This window comes from Thermomicrobium sp. (genome assembly GCF_053493975.1).
The window spans coordinates 35,597-59,217 of record NZ_JBRBZA010000022.1; the positions used below are offsets into that span (position 1 = coordinate 35,597).

The following is a 23,621-nucleotide window of genomic DNA, read 5'->3' on the forward strand; positions in this document are numbered from 1 at the left end:
AAGAGCGACGCGAGCCGCGAATGGCGGCGCGATTGCTGGAACCTGGCCCGGTCGTTCTCGTCACTACACAGTACCGGGCACAACCGAACGTGATGACCGCGGCATGGGTCATACCGCTGAGCCTCGATCCACCGCGCATCGGCCTGGCCGTCCACCCCAGCCGCTTGACGCACGAACTCCTCAGCAAGGGTGAATTCTTCGCCCTGAACATCGTGACGATCGAGTATCTGCCCGCTCTCCACCTCTGCGGCCTCCTCTCTGGCCGCGACGCGGACAAATTCGCCCGGGCACAGCTCCATCCGACCGATGCGCTCGAGACCGACATTCCGGTGCTGGAGGAAGCGATCGCCCAGATCGAATGCGGGCTCGCGGCCCGACTGAGCCTCGGCGACCACGATCTCTTCGTCGGCGAAGTCCTGGCCGTCGCAGCGGACAACGAACTTTTCGGTGACCGTTGGCTCCAGTTGGAGGAAGCCCCGCTCGCCCATCATGTCGGTGGAGAATGGTACGCCGCGCTGGCTCGCGTCTATCGCGCGCGACTGCCCGACGAAGAGGAAACCGAAGCGGAGGATCACGAAGCGAGCGGCCGGTAGATCTCCCCTGGTGGTACGCGCAAGCCACTTCCGCTGCGCCGCACCAACTCGTCGACCGCTTTCCGCACTTTGGGCGTCACGACGCTGAACGCCTCGCTCAGCACGACTCGCAGTCGCTCGGCATCGAGCGGGTGAGCAGCGACCAGTTCGGCCGCGAGCTCGGCAGCGCGGCCAGCGAGTTCCTCGGCAAGCCTGTGCAACAGGCTGGCGACAGGACGCAGGGCGTCACTCGGTAGCTCCGATGCGACGACCAGCAGGTGGCTCACGAATGGTTGCCCGGTCAGGACGAACCAGGCACGCCCCAGATCATGGTAGCGCTCGTCGAGTGGGCCGAGCGCCGCCTCGTCCTCCTGGACTCGCAGAACCGGCAGCGCAGCGACGCCCTGTTCGCCGTTCCAGGCTCGGACCCGCACACCGAAGAACGGCTCGATAGTGGCACGGGCCAGCGCCCGACTGGCCGGCCGACAGCTCTCGCTCACGACGACCGCTTCGGTGATCCGATCAGGCCGCTCCGGAGTCTCCAGCGCCACGACACTCGCGTGCTGCGCGACGAGCGCCAGGTCAGTCGCGAGAGCGTAGGCCGGAACGAGCGCCAATGCCTCGATCGTATCGAGGAGCGCCAGTCCCGGCGCACTCCGGACGGTCACGGCGGTGAGATCGCGCTGTTGGCGGAGTTCCCAACCCATCTGCTCCAGCGCTGGGCGGAGAAAGGGCGCGAGCACGCGCCCGAGAAGGCTCTCGTCGAGCCAGAAAACCGGCGACGGCATCACTGCCTTTCCTTTCAGCTCACGTCGGCGACGCTGCGTGTCCAGAGAGCACGGACCAATTCGGCCAGGGGAGCATGCTCGGGTGCGGAGAGCGACGGATCCTGGCGCAAAAGATCCTCGGCCGTGCGGCGAGCGGCTTGGAGCGTGGACAGATCGGCCAGCGAGGCGAAGCGGAGATTGGGAAGACCACTCTGACGGGTTCCGAGGAACTCGCCAGGGCCGCGCAGCTCGAGGTCGATCTCGGCGAGCCGGAAACCATCGGTCGTGCTGGCGACCGCCTCCAAGCGCTGCCGCGCGGTCTCCGTGCTGGCGTCGGAAACGAGCAGACAGTAAGACGGCGCGGAACCGCGACCGACGCGACCGCGGAACTGGTGCAACTGCGCGAGGCCGAACCGCTCAGCTCCCTCGATCAGGATGACCGTCGCGTTGGGAATATCGATCCCGACTTCCACAACAGCGGTGGAAACGAGGATATGGAGCTCACCGTCACGGAAACGCGTCATCACGTCCTCTTTCTCCCGCGGGCTCATGCGGCCATGCAAGAGGCCGAGCCGCAAGTCGGGGAAGACCTCGCGCTGCAAACGCTCGTACTCGGCCGTCGCGGCGCGCGCCTCGATCGCCTCCGACTCCTCTACCAGTGGGCAAATGATGAAAGCCTGATGCCCCTTTTCGATTTCGCGACGGACGAACTCGTAGGCCTGCGTGCGTTTCCGTCCCGGTACGACGTAGGTCTTGACCGGCTGGCGCCCAGGCGGCAACTCATCGATGATGGAAAGGTCGAGATCGCCGTGCAGGACCAGTGCCAAGCTGCGGGGAATCGGTGTGGCGGTCATCACCAGCACGTGCGGGTTTTCCCCTTTACTGCGCAGGGTGTGGCGCTGCAGGACACCGAAACGGTGCTGCTCGTCGATGACGGCCAGCGCGAGCCGCCGGAATCGAACGCGCTCCTCGAGGAGCGCGTGCGTCCCCACGACGATGCTGATCGCCCCGCTGACGAGTCCTGCGAGGATCGATCCACGATCGCGCTCCGGCGTGCTTCCGGTGAGCAGCGCGACGAATGGCCGTTCCCCGCCAGGCAAGGCAGCGTAGAGACGAGTCAAAGTCCGGTAGTGCTGTTCAGCCAAGATCTCGGTCGGGGCCAGAATGGCAGCCTGATAGCCGGCACGGTGGACCAGCAAGGCTGCGGCCGCTGCGACCACCGTCTTGCCGGAACCGACATCGCCCTGGAGGAGACGACTCATCGGGTGCGGCTCGGCGAGATCCGCCAGGATTTCTTCGAGCGCGCGTCGCTGCGCTCCGGTCAGCTGGAACGGGAGGGATGCGAGGAACGTTTCCAGGAAGTCCCGGTCGATCGGGATCGCGATCCCCGCTTGGGCATGCCAGGCGAGTCGACGCTGCACGAGACCGAGTTGCAAGACGAGGAACTCGTCGAAGGCCAAACGGCGGCGAGCACGCTCGGCTGCCGCGAGTGTCTCTGGATAGTGCAGCTGCTCGAGTGCCCAGGCGAGCGGGGGGAGCTGGTTCCGCTCCCGCAACGCTGGCGGCAGAGGGTCCTCGAGACGCGGAAGCGCCAGGTCGAGCGCCGCTCGCGTCAGCTGGCGCAACTGGCGCTGATACAGCCCCTGCGTGAGCGGGTAAACCGGAACGATGCGTCCGGTCTGGAGCAACTCGGCCTCGGCCGGCTCCCACTCCGGATTGCGGAAGCGGACGTACGGCCCATTCCCCTCGAGCCGCCCGCTGACCGCGATCCGTTGCCCCACTTCCAGCTGGCGCGCGATGTAGGGGTTGAACCAGATGACCGGGATCGTCCCCGTCTCGTCACGCAGCTGAACGCTGACATAGCGGCGGCCGCCCGATGTCTCCCGTGTCTCGATCTGCACGACTTCACCGATGACGGAGCACGTCACCTCTTCACCGGGGCGAACGAGGCGTCCGAGCCGACCGATCGGCACGACCTGGGTGTAATCGAGATAGCGGCGGGGGACGAGATAGAGGAGGTCGCGGACCGTGGTGACGCCGAGCGCTTCCAGTTGGCGGGCTCGTTGGCTGCCGACGCCGGGCAGCACGGTCACTGGGTCATCGGGCGTCACCGCTCGGTCGATACGAACAGGCGCAGTGCGTGCTGCTGCGCGCGGGCGAGCCGGTCGGCGCGCCTGTTCGGAGGGCAGGATCGCCTCTCCGTCCAATACGGCCAGTGCTTTTTCGATCAACTCCGCGCGGGCAGCCGGCGAACGGTCGGCGTAACCGCGGAGGAGCGCTGCCAACTGCTGGAGTCGCACTTTCTGGCTCGGGAACTCGGCCAGCCAACCCGGAAGATTGCGTGCGACCAAGCGTTCCAGTCCACCAGCGGCAGCGGTATCTTGAAATCCTTTGCGCTTCTCCAGCTCGAGGATACGCCGGAGCAACTGGAAGGGATCCTGACTCGTGCTGGTCGTCATCGATGCTGGTTACCTCTCTGCGGCATCGCCCCGCAGCACTCAAGTCAAGCCTTCCGCCGGCGTGACGTCAAGGCGACGAGCGTGTGCGCGGTGGCGCTGCGGTTCCTGCGCTCTCACGGCTCCTGTCACGAGGACGCCTCTGTCTCTCCCACGAAAGCCGCACCGCTGAACCAGGCGTAATGAAGACAAATCCGTCGGTGCCGAGCGAGGCGGGGATCCAGAGAGAGCAGTCATCATGCGTGTCGGCTTGACAGCCCCAGCAGCGTGCGGCAGGCTGGTACGCGGGTGAAACGGTCGCGGATGGGAGGAACGGGCGATGGGTGAGATCCTACCGATCAGCGCAGGGATCCTCGTCGGGTTGATCTGCTGGCGTATCGCGTCGGTCCGGCTGCGCACGGCCGCGTTGGTCGTCCTGAGTGTCCTCTTCGGAGCATTGGCAAGCTTGGTCAATGGAGAACTGGCGCTGAGCTGGGGCTTTCTCCTGATCGATATCCCGCTCGTCTTTCTCGTCGCCGTGGGCACGAGCGTGCTCGTCTCTCGGTTGGTGAGCGCGCGGCAGGCAGCCCGGCGCTGAGCGATGACGCGATCGAAAGAGCGCCGCGCGGGCGAATCGCTCGCCGGCGCTCTCGCCGTGCGGGGAGGGAACGGTGGAAGAAGAGCGACGCTGGTCCTGGTGGCAGCGCGCGGTCATCTATCACATCTATCCACGCTCGTTCGCCGATTCCAATGGTGATGGCGTCGGTGATCTGGAAGGGATCCGCCGCAAGCTCGATTACCTGACCTGGCTGGGAGTCGATGCGCTCTGGCTCTCGCCCATCTTCCGTTCCCCGATGGCCGACTTCGGATACGACATCAGTGACTATCTGGATGTCGATCCTACTTTCGGCACACTCGACGACCTCGACCGGCTGATCACCGATGCTCATGCCCGCGGGATCCGGGTCATTCTCGACTTCGTCCCCAATCACACCTCCGCCCAGCACCCCTGGTTCGTCGAGTCACGCAGTGATCGCGACAACCCGCGCCGCGACTGGTACATTTGGGCCAATCCGGCTCCCGATGGCGGACCACCGAACAACTGGCGCAGTGTTTTCGGGGGTTCGGCCTGGGAACTCGACCCGACGACCGGACAGTACTATCTCCACACCTTCCTCAAGGAGCAGCCGGACTTGAACTGGCGCAACCCGGAGGTGCAGGCAGCCATGCTCGATGTCTTGCGCTTCTGGTTCGCGCGGGGGGTCGATGGCTTCCGGCTGGATGCGATCTGGTATCTGATCAAGGACGCCGAACTGCGCGACAATCCGGTCGACCCGGATTACACGCCCGATCAGCCGGCCTACCGGGAACTCTTGCCTGTCTACACCAGCGACCGGCCGGAGGTCCACGAGATCCTGGCTCGCATGCGTCAGGTGGCCGACGCGTTCGGGGAACGCCTGTTGATCGGCGAGATCTATCTCCCGATCGGTCGCTTGGTCACGTACTACGGATGCCGGCATCGCCGCGAGCTTCATCTCCCTTTCAATTTCCAGCTGATGCTGGTGCCCTGGGAAGCGCAGCGGATCGCTGCCGCTATCGATACCTACGAGGCGCTGCTCGGTCCGGACGACTGGCCGAACTGGGTGCTGAGCAACCATGATCGCCCGCGCGTCGCCACACGCATCGGGGAGGATCAGGCGCGGGTCGCCGCGATGCTCCTCTTGACCCTGCGCGGGACACCGACCGTCTATTATGGGGACGAACTCGGCCTCGCCGACGTTCCTATCCCGCCGGATCGTCGCCGCGACCCCCTGGAGCACACGATCGGTCCCGGAGCTGGGCGTGACCCTTGCCGAACACCCATGCCATGGGATACCAGCCCTTACGCCGGCTTTTCCACGGTCGAACCCTGGCTTCCCCTCAACCCTGACTATCCGACGAGGAACGTCGCAGTCCAGCGCGATGATCCGCGGTCGATGCTCTCGCTCTGCCGCCAACTGCTGGTCCTTCGTCGCGCCGAACCAGCGCTGGCGATCGGCAGCTACCGCCCCGTCTCAGCGACCCGTGACCTCCTCGTCTACCTCCGCGAGGCAGCTGGACGGCGCCTGCTGGTCGCGCTCGACTTCGGCGGTCGTGAGCAGGTGTTCACGACGACGCGCTTCGCTTTGCAGGGACGGATCCTCCTCTCGACCTATCTGGACCGTGCGGGCGAGCTGGTCTCCGGTAGCCTGCACCTGCGACCGAACGAGGGCTGTATCGTCGCGCTCGCGGCGCATCGAGCAGAGTAGAACGAGATATCCCTCACCTTTCCTCAAGCGATCTCTTCGGATCAGGCATCTTGTCGACCCGCCTCTCCTGCGCACGCGCGGACAACGTCCCAGCACGCGGGGGAGAAGGCGTCCATGGCGCACCTCACTCAGTCCGACGAGAGACAAGCAGTTTGGGTCAGTCACGGTCACACGCCGCCCCGTACGACAGCATCACGCGAGACTGCTCGGCCAGTCCGCAACGCCGTGCAGGGGCAGCTTGGTCGGTCGGCACCCGAGCGCGCGCTTGCGCGGGGTGGAACCGTGAGCTATACTCCGGGCGCTCGTGGGGAGTAGCCTCCCAGCGGACCGCGCTGGGGCGTTCGGTCGTCAGCACAGGGAACACCCTCGGCCGAGCGAGACCGAGAGGCGAGACCACGACGGGTCGGTCGATCCGTCTGGCTCGCCTCTCGGTCTCGTTTGAGACCGACTCGACGAGCCGAGCGGTCAACAGGTGGAGGTGTGCAACGAATGGTCGACGTGCCGCTTTGGGGTTGGCTCGCTTTTCTCGCACTCATCCTCGCGCTCTTGACCCTCGACCTGGGTGTCTTCCATCGCAAGGCACACGTGGTCGAGATGAAGGAAGCCGGGCTCTGGGTGGCTTTCTGGGTCAGTCTCTCGTCGCTGTTCGGTGTCTTCCTCTGGTGGTGGGCTGGTCACGAGGCCGGGCTCCAGTATTTCACCGGGTATCTCATCGAATTGTCGCTCTCGGCCGACAACATGTTCGTTTTCGTCCTGATTTTCACTGCCTTCGCCGTCCCCGCGCAGTACCAACATCGGGTGCTCTACTATGGCATTCTCGGTGCCCTGATCATGCGCGGCCTGATGATCCTCGGCGGTGCCTGGCTCATCAGCCAGTTCCACTGGATCCTCTACATTTTCGGCGCTTTCCTCGTCTTCACTGGCATTCGCATGCTGCTCGAGAAAGAAGAGCGTGAAGTCGACGTCGAGAACAATATCGCCATCCGGCTCGTTTCGCGCATCGCCCCGATCGTCCCGCGTTACTTCGAGCAACGCTTCTTCGTCCGCATCGACGGCAAGCGCTACGCAACGCCGCTGATCGTCGTGCTCGTGCTCGTCGAGATCACCGATCTCATGTTCGCCCTCGACTCGATCCCAGCAATCTTCGCAGTGACGCGGGACCCCTTCATCGTCTTCTCCTCCAACGTCTTCGCCATTCTCGGCCTGCGCTCGATGTATTTCCTCTTGGCCGGCTTGGTTCGGCGCTTGGCCTACTTGCGATACGGGTTGGCCTTCATTTTGAGCTACATCGGCATCAAGATGCTGATTCAGGACTTCTACAAGATCCCGACAGCACTGTCGCTGGGTATCGTGATCGTGACGCTCGCCATCAGCGTCATCGTCTCGCTCGTGCTCGCCGAGCGGCGGACGGTGCGGCAGCCGGTCGAAGTGCCGCCGCCGCGCGACTGAATCGGCTCGCTCGGTTGTCCAGGTTCTGTCGAGGGGAGGGAGTTCGACTGTGCCGACAGTGATCGTGCCGCTCGAGTACGACCGCACCAAGCCTCAACCGCATGGCGTGAGCGAGCGCGTGCTTCCCTGGGCGCGCGCCCTGGCCGCTCGACTGGAACCCTCGCTCGTGCTCGTCTCGGTTCTCGATGTTCCGGTAGGATTACGCTCGTTGCAGGAGCAGGAACTCTTACGTGCGCTGCTCGAAGACTGGCGAGCCGAGTGCCGCAGCTACCTCGAGGAAGTCGCCCGAACCTTCCCGGGCGGTCGTCCCGCCCGCATCCTCGTCGAAGAAGGTGATCCTGCCCTCGTCCTGACGCGGCTCGCGGCCGAGGTACCCGATCCACTCCTCGTGATGGCCGCGCATGCCCGGGCAGGCTGGCGCCGGCTGGTGCTCGGCTCGGTGACGGCTCAAGTCATCGGCAGTGGCGTAGCGCCGGTCTTCGTCGTCCCGGCTCATCTTCCACCGCCCGTCGAGGAACCGGTGCTCGACCGCGCCCTCGTTCCACTCGATGGTTCTCGACTCGCCGAAGCGGCGCTCGCTCTCCTGCCAGTGCTCGGCACGAAAGGCTGGGAAGTTCTGCTCCTCCACGTGCGTGAGAGCCGCGCCCGACGCATCGAGGCCGACGTGACCGGGGACGATCCTGAAGCGTACCTCCGTGAACTGGCCGATCGCCTGACGGCTGAGGGATACCGGACACAGTGGCTCGTGGCCGACGGACGACCAGCGCAGGCGATCGTCGAAACCGCACGAGCCCGATCCGTCGACCTGATCGCCATGGTGACACACGGCTGGACAGGTCTCCGTGACGTGCTGATGGGCTCCACCGCCGAGCAGGTCTTGGCGCACGCCCCAGTTCCCGTCCTGGTGCGCCGACCGGCGCCGTTCAGTCCCGGAGGTGGTACGGGACCATCGTGATGGCGACATCAGGAAGGTGCGCGAGCGCTCGCCGCAGACGCCAAGCGGTCTGAGTGTGCAAAAGACGCTCCCACCAGTGGGCAGGAACGAATTCCGGAATGACCACCGTGATGAGCGGTCCTCCCTTTTCGCGGTGAAGTTTCTCGATGACTGCCACCAGCGGCCCGAGCAGCTCGCGGTAGGGTGAATCGACGATGACGAGGGGAATCGTCAAACTGGCCTCGCGCCAGCGCTGCTGGAGCGTGAGGCCCGTTTCCGGCTCGGTCGCCACATGGACAGCAGTCACGTCGTTGGCGATGACCCGAGCAGAGGCCAGCGCGGTCAGCGAAGCACGATCGAGCGAGGCGATCGTCCCGATCGCCACGCTCCGGCGCGGGAGAAGACGCAGCCGGTGCCGCGCTTCCTCGCTCGAGATGCGCAATCGATCAGCGAGAGAAACGTAAGGTCAGTGGATCGCGAGCATCGTCCCGATCAGGGATGGGATCAGGAGCATGACGATCCAGGCTCCGTGGGTGAACTTGGTGACGATCACCACCACGGTCACGATGCCGGTCACGACAGCGCCGACGGCATCGATGACGAGACTGTGCCACGGGGCGCGACGCAGCTCTCCCTGGGCACTGCGCCCCCAGTGAACGACCATACTCGTCTGGGAGAGCGTGAATGCCGTAAAAACGCCGACTGCGTACAGCGGGACGAGTGCTGCCACACTGGCATGACGAGCGATCACCAGGAGAATCGTCAGCACGCCGAGCGTCAGGATACCGGTCGAAAACGCGAGACGATCCCTCTGAAAGCGAAACTGGCGGGGCAGGAAGCGGTCGCGCGCGAGGAAGTAGCCCAGGCGCGGGAAATCAGCGAACGCCGTGTTCGCCGCCAAGAACAGGATCGATGCGGTCACCGCTTGGATCACGGAGTAGAACGGTGAGCCATCGACCAGCGTGCGAGCGAGCTGGGACACGATCGTCTCGCGCTCGTTCGGGATCAGGTGGAAGTGATAGCTGAGGAATGTGATCCCGCTGAACAGGAAGGCCAGGATCAGCCCCATGGCGGGGAGCGTGGTTCAGGCGTTCTCGGCTTGTGGCTCTTTGAAGGCCGGAACCCCATCAGTGATCGCTTCGACGCTGGTCAGTGCCGTGCTCCCGGAGGCGAAGGCTCGCAAGTTGAGGAAGAGCGTGAGTGGGCTACTCGGCAGTGGTACCTCGGCATGGACTGGCTGTGGTTGGGGTCCGATACCAGCCAGCGAAGCGAGCCCGAGGAGGACCAGTGCGCCCAGGCTGACGATGAAGGCATCGGTGGGGAGCATGAAGATGGTCGCGCTCTCGCGAACGCCACGCAAGTTGGCGACAGTGAGCAGAACGATAGCAGCGACGGCCAGCTCGACCCGGTACGGATAGAGCGAGGGGAAAGCCGAAGTCATCGCGGCGACACCTGCCGAAATACTGACCGAGACCGTGAGGACGTAATCGCTGAGCAGCGCGCCAGCTGCGAACGAGCCGGGCGCGATACCGAGATTGTCCTCGGTGACGATGTCTGTCCCACCCCCGTGTGGATAGGCACGGATCGTTTGACGGTAGGAGAAGACGACGATCGCCAGCAGAAGCACGATCGCCAGTCCGATCGGCAGAACGAAGGCATAGGCCGCTGTTCCGGCCAGGACGAGGGCGCGCAAGATTTCTTCGGTCGCATAAGCGGTCGAGGAAAGCGCGTCCGACGAGAAGACGGCCAGCGCTTTTGCCTTCCCGATCCGCTCGTGGGCTGCTTCGGTCGTGCGGAGCGGCCGACCGATCAGTATGCGCCGCAGGCGTACCCATGTCTTGCCCCAAGCGCTCGCTGGTTCCTCCAGCTCGGCAACAAAACGTCCAGGCTCGGCTTCTCGGATCGGGAGGTCGCTCGAGGCGACGTGCCGGCTAAAGCGATCTCCTGGATGAGTACCGGGGATGCTCGTCGTCTTGCGGCTCGACGAACTCGCCTCGCCCGTTTCCATCGCCCAATCTCGGGGAGCAGCAGCCCGTCGCCCTGCTCCACACCAGTGCTGGAGTCTACGCTCCGGTCAGCGATCGGCGAGGAGGACCGATCGAGTGGTGGTACCCTTGACCTGACTAGAAAGGCGCACTTGCGCTGCGAGGTGCTGTGATGCTCCTACCGCTGCTCCATACGTGCCCCACCTGTCCGAACGTGCTCGGCATCACGCTCTACCCACCCTCGCTGCTCTTGATCGCCGTCCCGACGATCGTGTATACGCTCGCGCTCCGGCGTCTCGCGCAGCGAGGACGTCCAGCACCGACGAGTTGGGTCATCGCGTTCTACGCTGCCATGCTGACTGCCCTCATCGCGCTCGCTGGACCACTCGATACCTGGAACGACGAACTCCTGACGATGCACATGGCGCAGCACCTCGTCCTCATCCAGGTGACCGCTCCCTTGCTCCTCCTCGGTCGCCCAGTCCAGGTCATCCTGCGAGCTCTGCCGCCACAGCGGGCGGGTCTCGTGACGCGCCTTCTCCTGCGGCCGATCTGGTCACGCCGCATTCTGGAGTTTCTCACTAGGCCGCTCGTCGCGACCGGCTTGTCCATCCTGGCTCTCGTGGTCTGGCACTTCCCCGCCCTCTACGAACGAGCCGTACTCCACCAGTCTGTGCACGATCTCCAGCACTTGAGCTTCTTTGGGACAGCGCTCCTTTTCTGGTGGCCGATCATCGATCCGGTACCGCGGCACCACCGGGTAAGCGGGCTATGGGCGAGTCTCATGGTTTTCATCACGGCCGTTGCGAGCACCGTCATCGGAGCGATCCTCACGCTGGCCGATGAGGTCCTCTACGAGCCGTACCGGTACGCTGCCATGCCGTGGAGGTTCACTCCGCTGGTCGACCAGCAGGTCGCTGGGCTGCTCATGTGGATCGGCGGCGGGACAATCTACCTGGTGATCATTCTCGTCCTCCTGGCCCGCTGGCTCCTGCACGAGGAAGGACGCCGCATGGCCAGCGAGCCGGCTGGTTGAGCGTGTTCAGCCACAACGCGTCTGCCCCGCCGACTCGCTCTCACAGGTGCACACCGGCTCGTCAGCTCGGTCGGCGCAGCAAACGCCCTGCTCGGCTTTCGCGGGACGCGGCCATGGGCACGCTGGCCCGGCGATTTCGGGTGCCGGACGGAGGCGAGCGAGCTCAGGGCCACCAACGAGGAGAAGGGGCCGCTCGGCGACGACAGTCCGCTGATCGGTCTCCTTCTCCGCCACGCCTGGCTCCGAACAGCACGCTTCGGCTTTCGCCCCACCACATACACCAGTGGCAGGAAGCCGCAGCTCGACGCGGCGCGCAGCATTCCAGTCACCGGCCAGCGCGGCGACGATCGATCGGACCTGCTCATAGCCAGTCCGGAGGAGGAAGGTCGGCGCCCGCCCATAGCTCTTGAGTCCGACGACGAAGAAGTCCGGTTCCTGCGGATGGGTGAGTTCCTCGACTCCATGTGGCGGTACGGTCCCGCAGCTGTGGAGAGCAGGATCGATCGCTGGAGCGAGTGCGATCGGGGCTTCGACGGCGGGATCGAGTGCCAGCCGGAGTTCCCGCAGCGGTTCGAGATCCGGCCGATACCCGGTGGCGCAGACGATACGGTCGACCGGAGGCAGTGCTCGCTCGCCAGCGAAGACGACGATTCCCTCGCTCGTGCGCTCCAGGCGATCGATGAAGATACCGCGGTGGAGCACGATCCGATCAGCCTCGAGTGCCGCCACGAGACGCTGACCGAGACGCCCTCGTTCCGGCAGCTCGTCCTGGAGGCTTCCCAGGCGACCTGCGAGCGAGCGTCGCCGGATCGCCCAGTGCACGACGGTGCCTGGTTCCTGCTCAGCCAGACTGACGAGATCGAGGAGGGTACCGAAGGCCGAGTGGCCTGCGCCCACGACGAGGGTCCGTGCACCGGCATACCGTGCCCGATCGCGGCCGCGCACGTCCGGCATACCGTAATCGATCGAATCGGTACACGCTCGCTCGCCGAGTGCCGGCCAACCGCTCGCGCCGAGGGGATTGGGCATCGCTCCCGAGGCATCGAGGACAGCCCGGGCGAGGAGTTCCTCCTCACCGGTGGGTGTCGTCACCCGCAGCACGAAGGGACGACCAGCTCGAGCGTGCCCAGACAGCTTGTCTCGCCCGAGGCGGCCGATGGCAGTCACCCGATGCGAGAAGCGGAGAGCGGGCCGGATGCGTGGGTGTCGAGCCAGTGGTTCCAGAAAGCGAGCGATGAACTCGCCACCAGTCGGGTAACGCTCGGGATCGGGTGAAGACCATCCCTCGCTCGTCAGCAGGCTCATCGCGACGGGATCGAGATCGAAGTCCCAAGGAGAGAACATCCGTACATGACTCCAGCGACGGACCGACGTCGCGATGTCCGGACCAGCTTCGAGAACGAGAAACGGAAGTCCCCGCTGTGCGAGGTGAGCAGCTGCCACCAACCCGATCGGTCCAGCACCGACCACGACGACCGGCAAGGTCTCCCGGGCAACCATCCTCGCGCCTCCTTCACTCGCAAAACACTCATACGCGAATGACCGCTCCAGCGTGCGCCCCGCGTCCCGAGCGAGATGGAAGCGACTTACCGAGCGCCTCGAGAGGCGCCTTCGGCCGCTGTTCGGGTTCCTCTCGACGAACTCAGGAGTCGACAAAGCGGTCGACCAGCATGGACAGACTCGATCCACGAACGACGTGCACCGGTGTACGCAACAGCAATCCGCCGGAGATCCCCTCTGCAGAACTCTGGAGAGCGGAGGAGAGGCGAAACCGCGCTCCCGAGCCGGGCAGGCACGTGCGAGCAACCGCGTCCATCCGATTTCCCGTTCGGGCGAGCGAGGATGCCCCGAGCTGCCTGGACCAGCTGAGTCTTGCGGGATTGTATCGACCGTCGTCGATACAAAAGCGCCGGAGCAAGGTATCCATCTCGATCGCCTCCCTCACGCCTTGACCGGACGGTGAATCGCTTCGCTGAGGCGCTCGAGCAAGAGACGGGCGAGCGGTGTCGCCTGATAGTACGCCCACGTACCGCGTCGTTCCACCGTCACCAGTCCTGCCTGGCGCAAGAGGCGCAGGTGATGAGAGACCGTCGGCTGACCGACCGGCACGCGCTCGACGAGGTGACAGACGCAGAGCGGCTGGTTCTGCTCGACGAGCAGCCGGAGAATCTCCAGGCGCGTCTCGTCGGCCAGCGCCCGGGCAAGTTGCGCCAGCTGTCGAGTCGGCTGCGCGGGTCCGGCAAGGGATCGGTCGTCGATCGGGCAGCAATGACGCTCCATCCTCTACCCTCCAGGCCCATGGTAATACTAAAATCGATGAGTGTCAATACCAAGAATCCTCTTCCGCCCCCGCGAACCCGCTCGGCCGGTCAACAGTCGGTGGCGAGGCTGCTGGCCGAAGAATGACTGCTCGCTAACACCGCTGTCGTCGATAAACCCACGATGCGCTGCCGACCGACGAACGTGCACTGCAGTCTTTCAGTTCCTCCGACCACAGAGCACAGGAGGCCATTACCTCCGGCACGTTCTGTGACTTCGTGGCTGCCTGCTGTTTCCCCCTTGTTCGCCACCTTCCGAACCGTTAGGGTGCTGGATGGAGACGGACACGCACGGCTCGACGAGAAGGAGCGAAACGATGCAGGCTTATCTGGTCACCAACGGCACCATCTTGACTATGGACCCGAGCCAGCCGGAAGTGGAAGCGTTCGGCGTCATCGGGGAGTGGATCGTATCGGCCGGTTCACTGGCCGAGGTGGAAGCAGCCTTGCCGCGCGGGGCGGGTCGGCTCGATCTGGCTGGTGCGACGTGTCTGCCCGGCTTCAACGAAGCCCACAACCATATGCTCAGTTTCGGTTTCGTGCTGGGGCAGGTCAACTGCCGCTATCCCGCGGTGCGCTCGATCGAGGAGATCGTTGCCCGCTTCGCCGAGCGTGCCGAACGGACACCATCCGGCAGCTGGATCCGCGGGCGCGGCTACGACGACAACACGTTGACCGAGCACCGCCACCCGACCCGCTGGGATCTCGATCGCGCCAGCACGGCGCACCCGCTCGTCCTCGTCCACAGCTCCGGGCACATGCTCGTCGCCAATTCGCTGGCGCTGCAACTGGCTGGTGTGAGTCGCGAGACGCCCGATCCGCCGGGCGGGCACATCGTGCGCGATGAGCACGGTGACCCGACCGGGCTCCTCCAGGAGAACGCGATGGAACTCGTCGAGCGAGTCATCCCAGCACCGACGCTCGAGGATATGGTGGAAGCGCTCCGACGCTGCAACGATGCCTACGTCGCGGCCGGCATCACGTCGAGCCAGGATGCCGGGCTCGATGATCCCCAGCAGGTCGAAGCGTTCCAGCGGGCAGTCCAGCGCGGGCAGCTTCGGCTCCGCACTTCCATCATGCTCCGGCACCAACTCCTACCCCACCTCCTCGGTTTGGGCATCAAGCAGGGATTCGGCGACCACCACCTCCGCATCGGCCCGGTCAAGCTCTTCGCCGATGGAAGCCTGATCGGGCGTACCGCGGCAGTGAGTCGCCCCTTCCTCGACGATCCGCGCCCAGACAACTACGGGATCACCATCTGGTCTCAGGAAGAGTTGGACGAGTTGGTCTGGCAGGCACACGCCGCCGGCTTTCAGGTCGCCACGCACGCGATCGGTGACCGGGCGATCGAGATGGTGCTCGACGCCTACGAACGCTCCCTCGCGCGGCTGCCTCGCCCAGACCACCGTCACCGCATCGAGCACGGCGGCGTCTTGCGCCCCGACCTCATCGAGCGGATCGCCCGCCTCGGCGTTGTCGTCGTCAGCCAACCGATCTTCATCGCCGAATACGGCGATGGCTTCATCCGCCACCTCGGTCTCGAACGGATCCAGCTCACCTATCCGTTCCGCAGCCTGCTGGATGCAGGCATCCGGCTCGTCTTCTCGACCGATTGCCCAGTTTCGACCTACCAGCCCTTGCGCTGCATCCAGGCGGCTGTGCAGGAGCGAACCGCCAGCGGCCGCTCGTATGCGCTGGAAGAAGCGATCACCGTCGAAGAAGCGCTGCCGCTCTATACGGTCAACGGCGCCTACGCGAGCTTCGAGGAGCACTGCAAGGGGATGCTCCGGGCCGGCATGCTCGCCGACTTCGTCGTGCTGGAGCGCGACCCGCGCCGCGTCGATCCTGAGGAGCTCGCGGAGATCAGGGTGCTGCGTACCGTCATCGGCGGCGAGACAGTCTACGAGGCGTAAGCGGACCCAGTCGTCAGGATTCCGCGCCCTGAACAGCAGCATCCAGTTTTTTTGACGCCGCACGCCGGTGTGCGGCGTCAAATCACACTCCCTTCCGTTGCCCGTACCCGCTCGAGGAGTCCGGCGTCGGCTAGCTGCTGGCGCACTTCCTCGGGTGTGCGCAACCGCCCTGGGAAGGTTTCGTCCTCGCTGAGCCGGATGACGAGACGAACAGCGAGAGCAGCCGCCAGCTGGATGCTGCGCAAGGTGACCTTGTCCAGCGTATCGGCCTCGGTATGGCCCCAGCCGCGCCCGAGCATCCCAGCCGTCGCATCGCGGCTGCTCAGCGTGGCATTCGGGATGCCGCGCAGTGCGAACGGGAAATGGTCGGAGTGAGCGTTCAGCTCATCGCGGATGGTGAAATCGTAGGGAAGCTGGCGGGCGAGAGACTGGAAATAGGGAACGAGCTCGGGCAGTCCGGAAAGCACCAGCTGCTCCTGCCCACCGGTGCCACGCCCAGCACCGTCCAGGTTGAGCACGAAGCGAAAACGCTCGCCGCGCGCCGCCGCTTGCGCCGCGTGATGATAGGCCCCGAGCAGGCCCAGTTCCTCCGCACCGAAGCAGATGATGCGCACCGTCCGCCGAAGCTGGCCGACCAGTGGAGCGAGTGCCCGGCCGACTTCCAACCCGACGACTGTCCCTGCACCATCGTCACTGGCACCTTGGGCGATATCGTGTCCATCGTAATGTCCACCGACGAGCACGATCTCGTCCGGTCGCTCCCGGCCGGGAATCTCGCCGATGACATTGGCCGAGCGGGAGTCGTACGTGTGGTTCTCGGTCGCGATGCGGAGACGCAACGTTCCTCGCTCGGCCAACCGGCGCAGCAGCATCCCCGTCTCGTAACTCAGGCCGAGCCCGGGAATCAGCGCCTCGCGATCGACCGCTCGGGTCCCGTTGGGGTTCCGACCAGTGAGCGAGCCGGTGATGTGGAGTTGCCCGGGGTTCTGGTTGATGAACAGCACCGCAACCGCTCCGCGCTGGATCGCCCAGTTGAACTTGTCCGTCCGGTGACTCTTGCGCTCGCCCGGGCGGTTCGTCTCGGCATCAGTGAGGACGATCTTGCCCGGAATCTCGCTCGCCCAGCGCTCGAAGTCCGGAAGCTCGCCTTCGCCGACATCGATGACCTCGGCCTCCAGTCGGGCACTCGGGCAATACGGCATGGCGATGGCCGGAAGCTCGCGCTCGAGCGGAGCAGTGACCCAAAGCTGACAGGGACCGCGATCCCAAGTCGCCATCGGGAATTCTTCCAAGCGAACGTTCTGAAGTCCGTAGGCCCGCATCCGCTCGGCCAGGAACTCGGCAGCTCGCCATTCGTGCTCCGTGCCAGCGAAACGATGGCCGAGATCGTCGCAGAGGAAAACGAGGTTGCGCCACGCTTCGTCGCTCGTCCAGATCTCACCGAGCACGATCCGATCCAACTCACGCAGGTCTCGCGTCATTCCTCGCTTCCCTTCCACACGTTTCAAAACGTTTCGGCAGCAGCGCGCAGGAACTGCATCACCCGCTGACGCGTCGGCAACGCCGGAATCGCCCCCCGCCGCGTGCAAACGAGTGCCCCCACGGCGTTGGCCAGACGCAGCGCCCGTTCGATCGCCTCCCGCGACCACTCCCCACCGTGTTCGAGCAGCCCGACCAGCAGTCCAGCGACGAAGCCGTCCCCCGCACCGGTCGTATCGACGACCCGGACCGGAAAACCGGGTACACGCCCTTCGTCGTGACGCGTCAGGTAGGCACATCCCGCAGCACCGAGCGTCACGACCAGGAGGCGCAGCCGGTCGTGCCACAACTGGCGCGCGGCTGCTGGATCGCTCGACCCGGTCAAGAAAGCCAGCTCCTCACTGCTCAACTTGACGAGATCTGCCTCCGCGAGCCCGCGCAGCATTCCCTCGCGCGCAGCCGTCGGCGAGGGCCAGAGGGTAAGACGCAAGTTGGGATCATAGGAGACCAGCGCCCCGCCCGCTCGCGCCAGCGCGACCGCTTCCAGCGTCGCCGAGCGGGCTGGCTCATCGATCAGCGAGACGGAACCGAAGTGGACGATGCGAGTCGCACCAGCTATCGAGCGCTCCACGTCCTCCGCTCGCCAAAGCATGTCGGCGCTCGGGTGGCGATAGAACAAGAAATCACGCTCGCCGTCCGCGCGGAGACTCACGAAGGCCAGTGCGGTTCGGGCGGCACTGCTGAAGCGCAACCCGCGCGTGTCCACACCGGCTCGGCGGAGCGTTTGGGCCAGAAAATGGCCGAAGTCGTCGTCACCGACCTGACCGAGAAAGGCAGCTCGCCGACCGAGGCGCGCCACCCCCACAGCCACGTTGGCTGGCGCACCGCCGGCCGCTCGGCGGAACGCCGGAGCATCGGCCAGCCGCACGCCGCGCCGCAACGCGACGAAGTCGACGAGGAGCTCACCGCAGGTCACGACATCGAACACGGTTCGGATGCTCCTGTTTCGCGAGCCGACCCATCGCCCGGCCGATCATGCCGGTAAACCGGCCGAGCCGTCAAGTCTCGCCACAGGCGGAGCACTGTCCTGCCGCGCCGTCACCGCCACAGCCGTACGTCGTCGCTGCTATCGGCAGCCTGGCGAGAACGGTGACCCGAGCTCGACCGGACCGATCGACACGCCGCGATGTAGGCTTCTCGTCGAGCAATCCGAGGGCGGCACGATCCAATCGCGGTCGGGCTGCTTACCTTGCCGACGGGGGCAGCGCTCCCGTATAGTGAGGAGAAACGACCCACGCGTCGTGGGGGAACGGAGCGAGAGGGAGCGAGAGGATGGCCAAGCCGGTAACAGTCAGCGACGAGACGTTCGAACGCGAAGTCGTCCAGTCACCGGTACCGGTGCTCGTCGACTTCTGGGCACCCTGGTGCGGTCCCTGTCGGATGATCGCCCCCATCCTGGAGGAGATCGCCGAGGAGAAAGCGGGCAAACTCAAGGTCGCCAAGATCAACGTCGACGAGAACATGCAGGTCGCGATGCAGCATGGCATCAGTAGCATTCCCACCCTCATCCTGTACAAGGGCGGCAAGCCGGTCGAGCGGATCATCGGTGCCATGCCCAAGCAGCGGCTCCTCCAGCAGATCGAGAAACACCTCTAAACCGGGACCAACCTCCTTTTTCCGACGCGACCGGGACGGTCCGGTCGCGTCAGCGCTTTCTCCGGAGCAACACGACTGCTAGCCCGGTGAGGAAGACGAACAGCGCAAGACCAGCCGTGCGCACCGCCCGCTGCGGCGCGGTCAAGAGCGGACTGGCCAGGCTCGCCAGGATCGCCGTGCGTCCCCCGAGGTAGGCCGAAAGGGGCACCGCTACGATGGTCGTGCGTCTCCCATCTACCGCCAGTGGTGGATAGGTGTAGCGATCACGCGCCAGATCGATGGTGACGACGGTGGTCGTCGCATCAGGATAGTTCGGGTCCGCGACCCAGACGAACGCTTCGTCGGCTCGCTCCTGGCAGAAGGCGTAGGGCACCACCGTGTGTCCTTGCCCGAGAAGGGCTTGGAGCAGATCGCGCCGCCAGGGCCGCGGGACGTTCAGGTCGAAGCAGCGCTCGCTCCAACCCCGCTCGAGGAGATCACCGACGAAAGCGCGATAGGCGCGGCGCGGGCTCGGCCACAGGAACCAGGGGAGTCCAGCGAGAAGCGCTCGGTCGCTCAACTGCCTTCCGTGCAGGACGAGTACTGTCTCGCGCAGGTCGTGCGTGGCGGGCAGGCAGCTGAGTGCCCGAGCGAGCGCGGTGCGGGCGAGCCCGGTGCAGAGTCCACCACGGACGAAACCATCGGCCTGGCGCTGGAGCTGGACGACCTCACGATAGAGACCACGAAAGAACGCACGGGGGGCGATCGTCAGTCGGAACGTGCGCTGGAAGGTGTCCCAGGACGGCTCGACTGGACCGAGCTCTTCGATCCGATTCGCCCAGGGCAGACGATCGCGCTGTGGATCGAAACGATTGCGTCCGCAGAAGCGAACCGGTAGCGCGAACGCGGCCAAAGCCCGCTGCGTCCTGCCGGTGCGCCTGATTACCCGGAGTACGACCGGGAAGGATGGCGGCCCTTCCGGGAAGACGAGCCAACCACGCTGCTCTCTCTCCTGAATCGGCAAGGATCGCCAGCGCCATGGAAGGTCGAGCTCGAGCGATGAGCACTCGGTTTCCGGCTCTCCTTCGCTGGTCACCATGAGCCGGAAGCGATCGGGGATCCAGCGGAAACGGTCGCTCCCATCGTTGGTGTAGCGAAGCGTGGCCAGCGGCTCACCGCTCGCCGAGACGAGCGTGAGGCTCAGCTGGTCTCGTCCACCGTCACCGCAGGTTGGGGACGCCACCCCAGCGCCTCCATCTCTCGGCGCAGGTCCTCCAGGTCCGCGAAGCGCCGATAGACCGACGCGAAGCGGATGTAGGCCACATCGTCCAGTTGCTTGAGCTCGCGGAGCACGATTTCACCGATCAGCGTGCTCGGCACCTCGCTCGTCCCGAGCGACTGCAGTTCGCGCTCCACGGTCGCCACGATCCGGTCGATCTCGTCCGGCGAGACCGGCCGTTTCTTGAGGGCGAGTCGCAACCCCTCTCGCAACTTCCCGACGTCGAACGGCTCGCGCCGCCCATCGCGTTTCACTACCATCAGCCAGATCGGCTCGACCCGCTCGTAGGTCGTGAAGCGGCGACCACAGGCGACGCACTCCCGTCGGCGACGGATGCTCTCCCCACCGTTGAGCTCGCGCGAGTCGATCACGCGGGCATCGCGCGCACCACAGTACGGGCACTTCACCGCGTTCGCCTCTCCTCATCAGCGGTCGCGGAGGAAGCGCAGGATCGACGGCTCAGTCCACTCGTCATCCGGCAGGATCGGCGTGCGCGGGGCACCGTTGCCAGTCGAGCGAATTGGCTCGGATCGGAAGCGGCGCTCAGGAGTGCGCGGCCGCCGCGCCGTGCCGGTCCCGGTGAAGCCAGCAGCGATGAGCGTGATCGTCACGTCCCGTCCCATCGCGTCGTCCGGTTCCGTCGTCCCGAAGATGATCTCCGCCTCGTCGTCGACCATGCCGCGGATGAGTTCGGCCGCCTCGCTCACCTCGGCCATGGTCAGGTCCGGTCCACCCGCGATGTTGTAGAGCACGCGCGTCGCACCCTCGATGCTCATCTCCAGGAGCGGGCTCTCGACGGCGGCGCGAGCGGCATCGACACAGCGGTTCTCCCCTGACCCACGCCCGATCGCGATGAGCGCTGTGCCAGCATCGCGCAGGATCGACTTGACGTCGGCGAAGTCCAGATTGATCAGGCCAGGCCGGGTGATCAAGTCGGTAATGCCCTGGATACCCTGGCGCAGCACGTCATCAGCGATCCGGAACGTCTCGGTCAGGGGTGTCTTCGGGTCCACCATCGAAACCAGCCTTTGGTTTGGGATGACGATCAAGGCATCGACGTGTTCCTTGAGGACGGCGATTCCCTCGTCCGCGATGCGGCGACGCTTGGCTCCCTCGAAGTCGAAGGGACGCGTGACCACCGCGACGGTCAGCGCTCCTGCCTCGCGCGCCAACCGCGCGATGACCGGTGAGGCACCGGTGCCGGTACCACCACCCATCCCAGCTGCGATGAAGATCATATCGGCGCCGCGCACCAACTCGGCCAGGATCTCTGCGCTCTCTTCAGCAGCGCGCTCGCCGATCTCCGGCCGGCCACCCGCCCCGAGCCCCTTCGTCAGCTTGTCACCGATCCTGACCGTCACCGGAGCCAGCGATTTGAGGAGCGCTTGGGAATCGGTGTTGACGGCGATGAACTCGACCCCCTGCACTCCTGCCTCGATCATCCGATTGATCGCGTTCCCGCCACCGCCCCCAACGCCGATCACCTTGATGCGCGCGAACGAATACTCGAGGTCGTCGTGGTGATTCTCGAACATGGCCATCCCGCTCACCTTCCTCCGCTCCGACGCAGCCCCTTCGATCGATGCGCTCCAGCAGCCTACTCGAAAAACCGAGCACCCCCGACGAGGGGGGGAGCGACCGCCTGCTCGCTGTGCTAGTCGTCACTGCTCCAGTGTAGCATACCGTCGCCTCCTGTCATGGTGCGATCTGCCAGAGTACCGGGCGGTCGGGATCGCGAAGATCGAGATGCAAGAATCCCCGCCCCTCAGCCAGCAGGGCATCGAGCACAGCCAATTGCTCCGCGAGCTGCTCGGCATCGCCGAGCAGGATACGCTCGCCCCCAACGAAGACCAGCACCAAACCATCGCCGGGCTGATAGGCGAGCCCACCGAGCCGACCGGCATAGCGGCGCGTCACCTCGGCCAGCGCCGCCGCGACGCTCGGTGGAACGCGCTGTCCCGGAGCGAGAGAGAGACTTTTCGCAACCTGGACGCGCGGCAAACCGGACCGGTCGCCGGTGCCGATCACGCGGCCCCAGTCATCCACCAGCCAGGTTCCGTTCTCGTTGGTCCACACGCTGGCGGGCACGCGCTCGACCACGTCGATCACCACCGTATCCGGATAGAAGGCCCGCACGGTCGCTTGGGCGATCGCCGGGTGGGCGACGACTCGTCGCGCGACGTCTCGCGTATCGATCAGGAAAACCGACCGCCCGAGCACACCGCTCTCGCGGGCCACCATCTCGGCGAATGCCAGCTGGTTCCCTCGTACCACCACGGTGCGCACCTGATATTGGGGCCCCCCGAGGAAACCGGCGAGCAGGACGGCACCAGCGACGACGAGCAACGCAGCCAGGAACTGGCCGGTCACGACGCCGCGGACGACCGCGCGCCGGGCTCGGCGCCGGCGACTCAACCGGAGAACGGCTGGGTCGCCTGAACTCGTCGCCGCTGCTGCACCTGGTGCCGCTCCAGGGCGAGCTCGATCAACCGCGTGATCAGATCCCCAAAGCACAGTCCCGATGCCTCCCAGAGCTTGGGATACATGGAGATCGCGGTGAACCCGGGTATCGTATTGACCTCGTTGATCAGAATCCGACCAGTCGAGCGCTCCAGGAAGAAGTCCACGCGAGCCATTCCCGCTCCGTCGATCACCCGAAATGCCTCCACCGCCATCCGACGTACTGTTTCCGCCTGTTCCTCACTGATCGGCGCTGGGATGAGGAGCTGAGAGTGGGAGTCGATGTACTTCGCCTCGTAGTCGTAAAACTCCCGGCTCGGGACGATCTCTCCCACGATCGAAGCGACCGGTTCCTCGTTGCCGAGGACGCTCACCTCCAGCTCGCGCGCATCGATCGCTTCTTCCACGACGATGCGACGGTCGTAGCGGTTCGCCAACTCGACCGCAGCCAGAAGGTCCTCACGTCCGCGCACCTTGCTCACGCCGACACTAGAGCCGAGATTGGCCGGCTTGACGAAGCAGGGGTAACCGAGTTCCCGTTCGATTCGGGCGAGGAGCGTCGGCTGCTGGCGCTGCCACTCGTGCCACGTGAAAGCGATCCAGCGAGCCTGCTCGAGTCCCACGCTGGCGAAGAGTCGCTTCGCCGTCGGCTTGTCCATGGCGACCGCCGAGGCGAGGACACCGCAACCGACGTAGGGGATGCCTGCCAGCTCCAGGAGTCCCTGGATCGTACCGTCCTCTCCGTACGGCCCGTGGAGTACCGGGAAGACGACATCGATGCCACCAGGCAGCGACGCCAGATGAGCGAGAGCGCTCTCACCCGTTGCCGGAGCGCTGCTCGCCCCGCTGCTGACCGGTTCCAGCTCGAGTGGCAGGCGGCTCGCTGCGGCCAACTCGCGCAGCGGATCACCACCGATCAGCCAGCGACCCTCGCGCGTGATCCCGATCGGTACGACCTCGAAGCGCTGGCGATCGATGTGGCGTAGGATCGCTCGAGCCGATCGCAAGGAGACATCGTGCTCACCCGACTGCCCGCCGAAAATGACCGCGACGCGGATTTTCCTCGTCATC

The 23,621-nt window shown here is 65.4% G+C and carries 22 protein-coding genes; 8 read left to right on the plus strand and 14 right to left on the minus strand.

The genetic code is table 11. The features are described 5' to 3' along the window. The first annotated feature begins 20 nt into the window (after window positions 1-20). On the plus strand, window positions 21-593 hold the full coding sequence (locus tag ACWIVK_RS04660; RefSeq protein WP_448575413.1) for a flavin reductase family protein: 573 nt from the start codon (window positions 21-23) through the stop codon (window positions 591-593). On the opposite strand, the gene ACWIVK_RS04665 is transcribed toward ACWIVK_RS04660, so the two are convergent. Next, entirely contained in the window at window positions 572-1,360 is a 789-nt protein-coding gene (locus tag ACWIVK_RS04665) for a hypothetical protein (RefSeq protein WP_448575414.1), read from the minus strand. The genes ACWIVK_RS04660 and ACWIVK_RS04665 overlap by 22 nt on opposite strands. Window positions 1,361-1,374: 14 nt before the next feature. Further along, the gene (recG, locus tag ACWIVK_RS04670) at window positions 1,375-3,798 is read right to left on the minus strand and encodes an ATP-dependent DNA helicase RecG (protein ID WP_448575415.1); all 2,424 of its coding nucleotides are present in this window, start codon (window positions 3,796-3,798) and stop codon (window positions 1,375-1,377) included. A gap of 316 nt (window positions 3,799-4,114) precedes the next feature. On the opposite strand from recG, the gene ACWIVK_RS04675 reads away from it, so the two are divergent. The 4 genes from ACWIVK_RS04675 (at window position 4,115) to ACWIVK_RS04690 (ending at window position 8,466) form a co-directional block, all read left to right on the plus strand. Beyond that, entirely contained in the window at window positions 4,115-4,372 is a 258-nt protein-coding gene (locus ACWIVK_RS04675; RefSeq protein WP_448575416.1) for a hypothetical protein, read from the plus strand. A 73-nt stretch (window positions 4,373-4,445) separates the two neighbouring features. Beyond that, entirely contained in the window at window positions 4,446-6,062 is a 1,617-nt protein-coding gene (locus ACWIVK_RS04680) for an alpha-amylase family glycosyl hydrolase (protein ID WP_448575417.1), read from the plus strand. A gap of 489 nt (window positions 6,063-6,551) precedes the next feature. Then, window positions 6,552-7,511 (plus strand): TerC family protein, encoded by a 960-nt coding sequence (locus ACWIVK_RS04685; RefSeq protein ID WP_448575418.1) that lies wholly within the window; start codon window positions 6,552-6,554, stop codon window positions 7,509-7,511. 49 nt (window positions 7,512-7,560) lie between these two features. Beyond that, window positions 7,561-8,466: a universal stress protein gene (locus tag ACWIVK_RS04690; protein ID WP_448575419.1), complete on the plus strand. Its 906-nt coding sequence runs from the start codon at window positions 7,561-7,563 to the stop codon at window positions 8,464-8,466. On the opposite strand, the gene ACWIVK_RS04695 is transcribed toward ACWIVK_RS04690, so the two are convergent. From ACWIVK_RS04695 to ACWIVK_RS04705, 3 genes are read right to left on the minus strand one after another with little or no spacing between them, the layout of a single operon-like run. Beyond that, window positions 8,435-8,887 carry a hypothetical protein gene (locus ACWIVK_RS04695; protein ID WP_448575420.1) on the minus strand — a complete coding sequence of 151 codons (453 nt, stop codon included), beginning with the start codon at window positions 8,885-8,887 and terminating at the stop codon, window positions 8,435-8,437. The two genes, ACWIVK_RS04690 and ACWIVK_RS04695, sit on opposite strands and share 32 nt — an antisense overlap. 24 nt (window positions 8,888-8,911) lie before the next feature. Beyond that, window positions 8,912-9,514: an amino acid permease gene (locus ACWIVK_RS04700; RefSeq protein WP_448575421.1), complete on the minus strand. Its 603-nt coding sequence runs from the start codon at window positions 9,512-9,514 to the stop codon at window positions 8,912-8,914. A 15-nt stretch (window positions 9,515-9,529) separates the two neighbouring features. Beyond that, window positions 9,530-10,453 carry an APC family permease gene (locus tag ACWIVK_RS04705; RefSeq protein ID WP_448575422.1) on the minus strand — a complete coding sequence of 308 codons (924 nt, stop codon included), beginning with the start codon at window positions 10,451-10,453 and terminating at the stop codon, window positions 9,530-9,532. 149 nt (window positions 10,454-10,602) lie between these two features. Here ACWIVK_RS04705 and ACWIVK_RS04710 point away from each other — a divergent pair, with 149 nt between their 5' ends. Further along, the gene (locus ACWIVK_RS04710) at window positions 10,603-11,466 is read left to right on the plus strand and encodes a cytochrome c oxidase assembly protein (protein ID WP_448575423.1); all 864 of its coding nucleotides are present in this window, start codon (window positions 10,603-10,605) and stop codon (window positions 11,464-11,466) included. A gap of 6 nt (window positions 11,467-11,472) precedes the next feature. Here ACWIVK_RS04710 and ACWIVK_RS04715 read toward each other — a convergent pair whose 3' ends face one another. Together ACWIVK_RS04715 and ACWIVK_RS04720 are read right to left on the minus strand one after the other, a co-directional pair. After that, the gene (locus ACWIVK_RS04715) at window positions 11,473-12,966 is read right to left on the minus strand and encodes an FAD-dependent oxidoreductase (protein WP_448575424.1); all 1,494 of its coding nucleotides are present in this window, start codon (window positions 12,964-12,966) and stop codon (window positions 11,473-11,475) included. Between the two features lie 441 nt (window positions 12,967-13,407). Beyond that, a complete protein-coding gene (locus ACWIVK_RS04720; protein ID WP_448575425.1) occupies window positions 13,408-13,746 on the minus strand; it encodes an ArsR/SmtB family transcription factor in 339 nt (112 codons plus the stop codon). A gap of 355 nt (window positions 13,747-14,101) precedes the next feature. Here ACWIVK_RS04720 and ACWIVK_RS04725 point away from each other — a divergent pair, with 355 nt between their 5' ends. Further along, entirely contained in the window at window positions 14,102-15,697 is a 1,596-nt protein-coding gene (locus tag ACWIVK_RS04725; protein WP_448575426.1) for an amidohydrolase, read from the plus strand. Between the two features lie 77 nt (window positions 15,698-15,774). Here the strand turns inward: ACWIVK_RS04725 and ACWIVK_RS04730 are convergent, their stop codons facing one another. Continuing rightward, window positions 15,775-17,178, minus strand: coding sequence for a M28 family peptidase (locus ACWIVK_RS04730; protein WP_448575427.1), 1,404 nt, complete (start codon window positions 17,176-17,178; stop codon window positions 15,775-15,777). Between the two features lie 23 nt (window positions 17,179-17,201). Continuing rightward, entirely contained in the window at window positions 17,202-18,164 is a 963-nt protein-coding gene (locus ACWIVK_RS04735) for a PfkB family carbohydrate kinase (protein WP_448575428.1), read from the minus strand. Window positions 18,165-18,508: 344 nt separating this feature from the next. Between ACWIVK_RS04735 and trxA the strand changes: the two genes are divergently transcribed. After that, window positions 18,509-18,832, plus strand: coding sequence for a thioredoxin (gene trxA / locus ACWIVK_RS04740; protein ID WP_012641485.1), 324 nt, complete (start codon window positions 18,509-18,511; stop codon window positions 18,830-18,832). 49 nt (window positions 18,833-18,881) lie between these two features. Here the strand turns inward: trxA and ACWIVK_RS04745 are convergent, their stop codons facing one another. The 5 genes from ACWIVK_RS04745 to ACWIVK_RS04765 all read right to left on the minus strand — a co-directional run bounded on the left by ACWIVK_RS04745 (window position 18,882) and on the right by ACWIVK_RS04765 (window position 23,620). Beyond that, a complete protein-coding gene (locus tag ACWIVK_RS04745; protein ID WP_448575429.1) occupies window positions 18,882-20,054 on the minus strand; it encodes a hypothetical protein in 1,173 nt (390 codons plus the stop codon). After that, complete coding sequence (gene nrdR / locus ACWIVK_RS04750; protein WP_448575430.1) at window positions 20,012-20,497, minus strand: transcriptional regulator NrdR; 486 nt, start codon at window positions 20,495-20,497, stop codon at window positions 20,012-20,014. The genes ACWIVK_RS04745 and nrdR overlap by 43 nt, the downstream gene beginning before the upstream one ends. An 18-nt stretch (window positions 20,498-20,515) precedes the next feature. Then, window positions 20,516-21,625: a cell division protein FtsZ gene (gene ftsZ / locus ACWIVK_RS04755; protein ID WP_448575449.1), complete on the minus strand. Its 1,110-nt coding sequence runs from the start codon at window positions 21,623-21,625 to the stop codon at window positions 20,516-20,518. Window positions 21,626-21,785: 160 nt separating this feature from the next. Then, window positions 21,786-22,505: a cell division protein FtsQ/DivIB gene (locus tag ACWIVK_RS04760; protein WP_448575431.1), complete on the minus strand. Its 720-nt coding sequence runs from the start codon at window positions 22,503-22,505 to the stop codon at window positions 21,786-21,788. Next, window positions 22,502-23,620: a D-alanine--D-alanine ligase gene (locus ACWIVK_RS04765; RefSeq protein WP_448575432.1), complete on the minus strand. Its 1,119-nt coding sequence runs from the start codon at window positions 23,618-23,620 to the stop codon at window positions 22,502-22,504. Before ACWIVK_RS04765 ends, ACWIVK_RS04760 begins: the two co-directional genes overlap by 4 nt. Window position 23,621 lies beyond the last annotated feature (1 nt).

What these genes read in the sequence shown, in the direction of transcription:
- ACWIVK_RS04660 (WP_448575413.1), top strand. Translation starts at nt 21, where the DNA reads ATGGCGGCGCGATTGCTGGAACCTGGCCCGGTCGTTCTCGTCACTACA.
- ACWIVK_RS04665 (WP_448575414.1), bottom strand. Translation starts at nt 1,360, where the DNA reads ATGCCGTCGCCGGTTTTCTGGCTCGACGAGAGCCTTCTCGGGCGCGTG.
- recG (WP_448575415.1), bottom strand. Translation starts at nt 3,798, where the DNA reads ATGACGACCAGCACGAGTCAGGATCCCTTCCAGTTGCTCCGGCGTATC.
- ACWIVK_RS04675 (WP_448575416.1), top strand. Translation starts at nt 4,115, where the DNA reads ATGGGTGAGATCCTACCGATCAGCGCAGGGATCCTCGTCGGGTTGATC.
- ACWIVK_RS04685 (WP_448575418.1), top strand. Translation starts at nt 6,552, where the DNA reads ATGGTCGACGTGCCGCTTTGGGGTTGGCTCGCTTTTCTCGCACTCATC.
- ACWIVK_RS04700 (WP_448575421.1), bottom strand. Translation starts at nt 9,514, where the DNA reads ATGGGGCTGATCCTGGCCTTCCTGTTCAGCGGGATCACATTCCTCAGC.
- ACWIVK_RS04705 (WP_448575422.1), bottom strand. Translation starts at nt 10,453, where the DNA reads ATGGAAACGGGCGAGGCGAGTTCGTCGAGCCGCAAGACGACGAGCATC.
- ACWIVK_RS04710 (WP_448575423.1), top strand. Translation starts at nt 10,603, where the DNA reads ATGCTCCTACCGCTGCTCCATACGTGCCCCACCTGTCCGAACGTGCTC.
- ACWIVK_RS04715 (WP_448575424.1), bottom strand. Translation starts at nt 12,966, where the DNA reads ATGGTTGCCCGGGAGACCTTGCCGGTCGTCGTGGTCGGTGCTGGACCG.
- ACWIVK_RS04720 (WP_448575425.1), bottom strand. Translation starts at nt 13,746, where the DNA reads ATGGAGCGTCATTGCTGCCCGATCGACGACCGATCCCTTGCCGGACCC.
- ACWIVK_RS04725 (WP_448575426.1), top strand. Translation starts at nt 14,102, where the DNA reads ATGCAGGCTTATCTGGTCACCAACGGCACCATCTTGACTATGGACCCG.
- ACWIVK_RS04730 (WP_448575427.1), bottom strand. Translation starts at nt 17,178, where the DNA reads ATGACGCGAGACCTGCGTGAGTTGGATCGGATCGTGCTCGGTGAGATC.
- trxA (WP_012641485.1), top strand. Translation starts at nt 18,509, where the DNA reads ATGGCCAAGCCGGTAACAGTCAGCGACGAGACGTTCGAACGCGAAGTC.
- ftsZ (WP_448575449.1), bottom strand. Translation starts at nt 21,625, where the DNA reads ATGTTCGAGAATCACCACGACGACCTCGAGTATTCGTTCGCGCGCATC.
- ACWIVK_RS04765 (WP_448575432.1), bottom strand. Translation starts at nt 23,620, where the DNA reads ATGACGAGGAAAATCCGCGTCGCGGTCATTTTCGGCGGGCAGTCGGGT.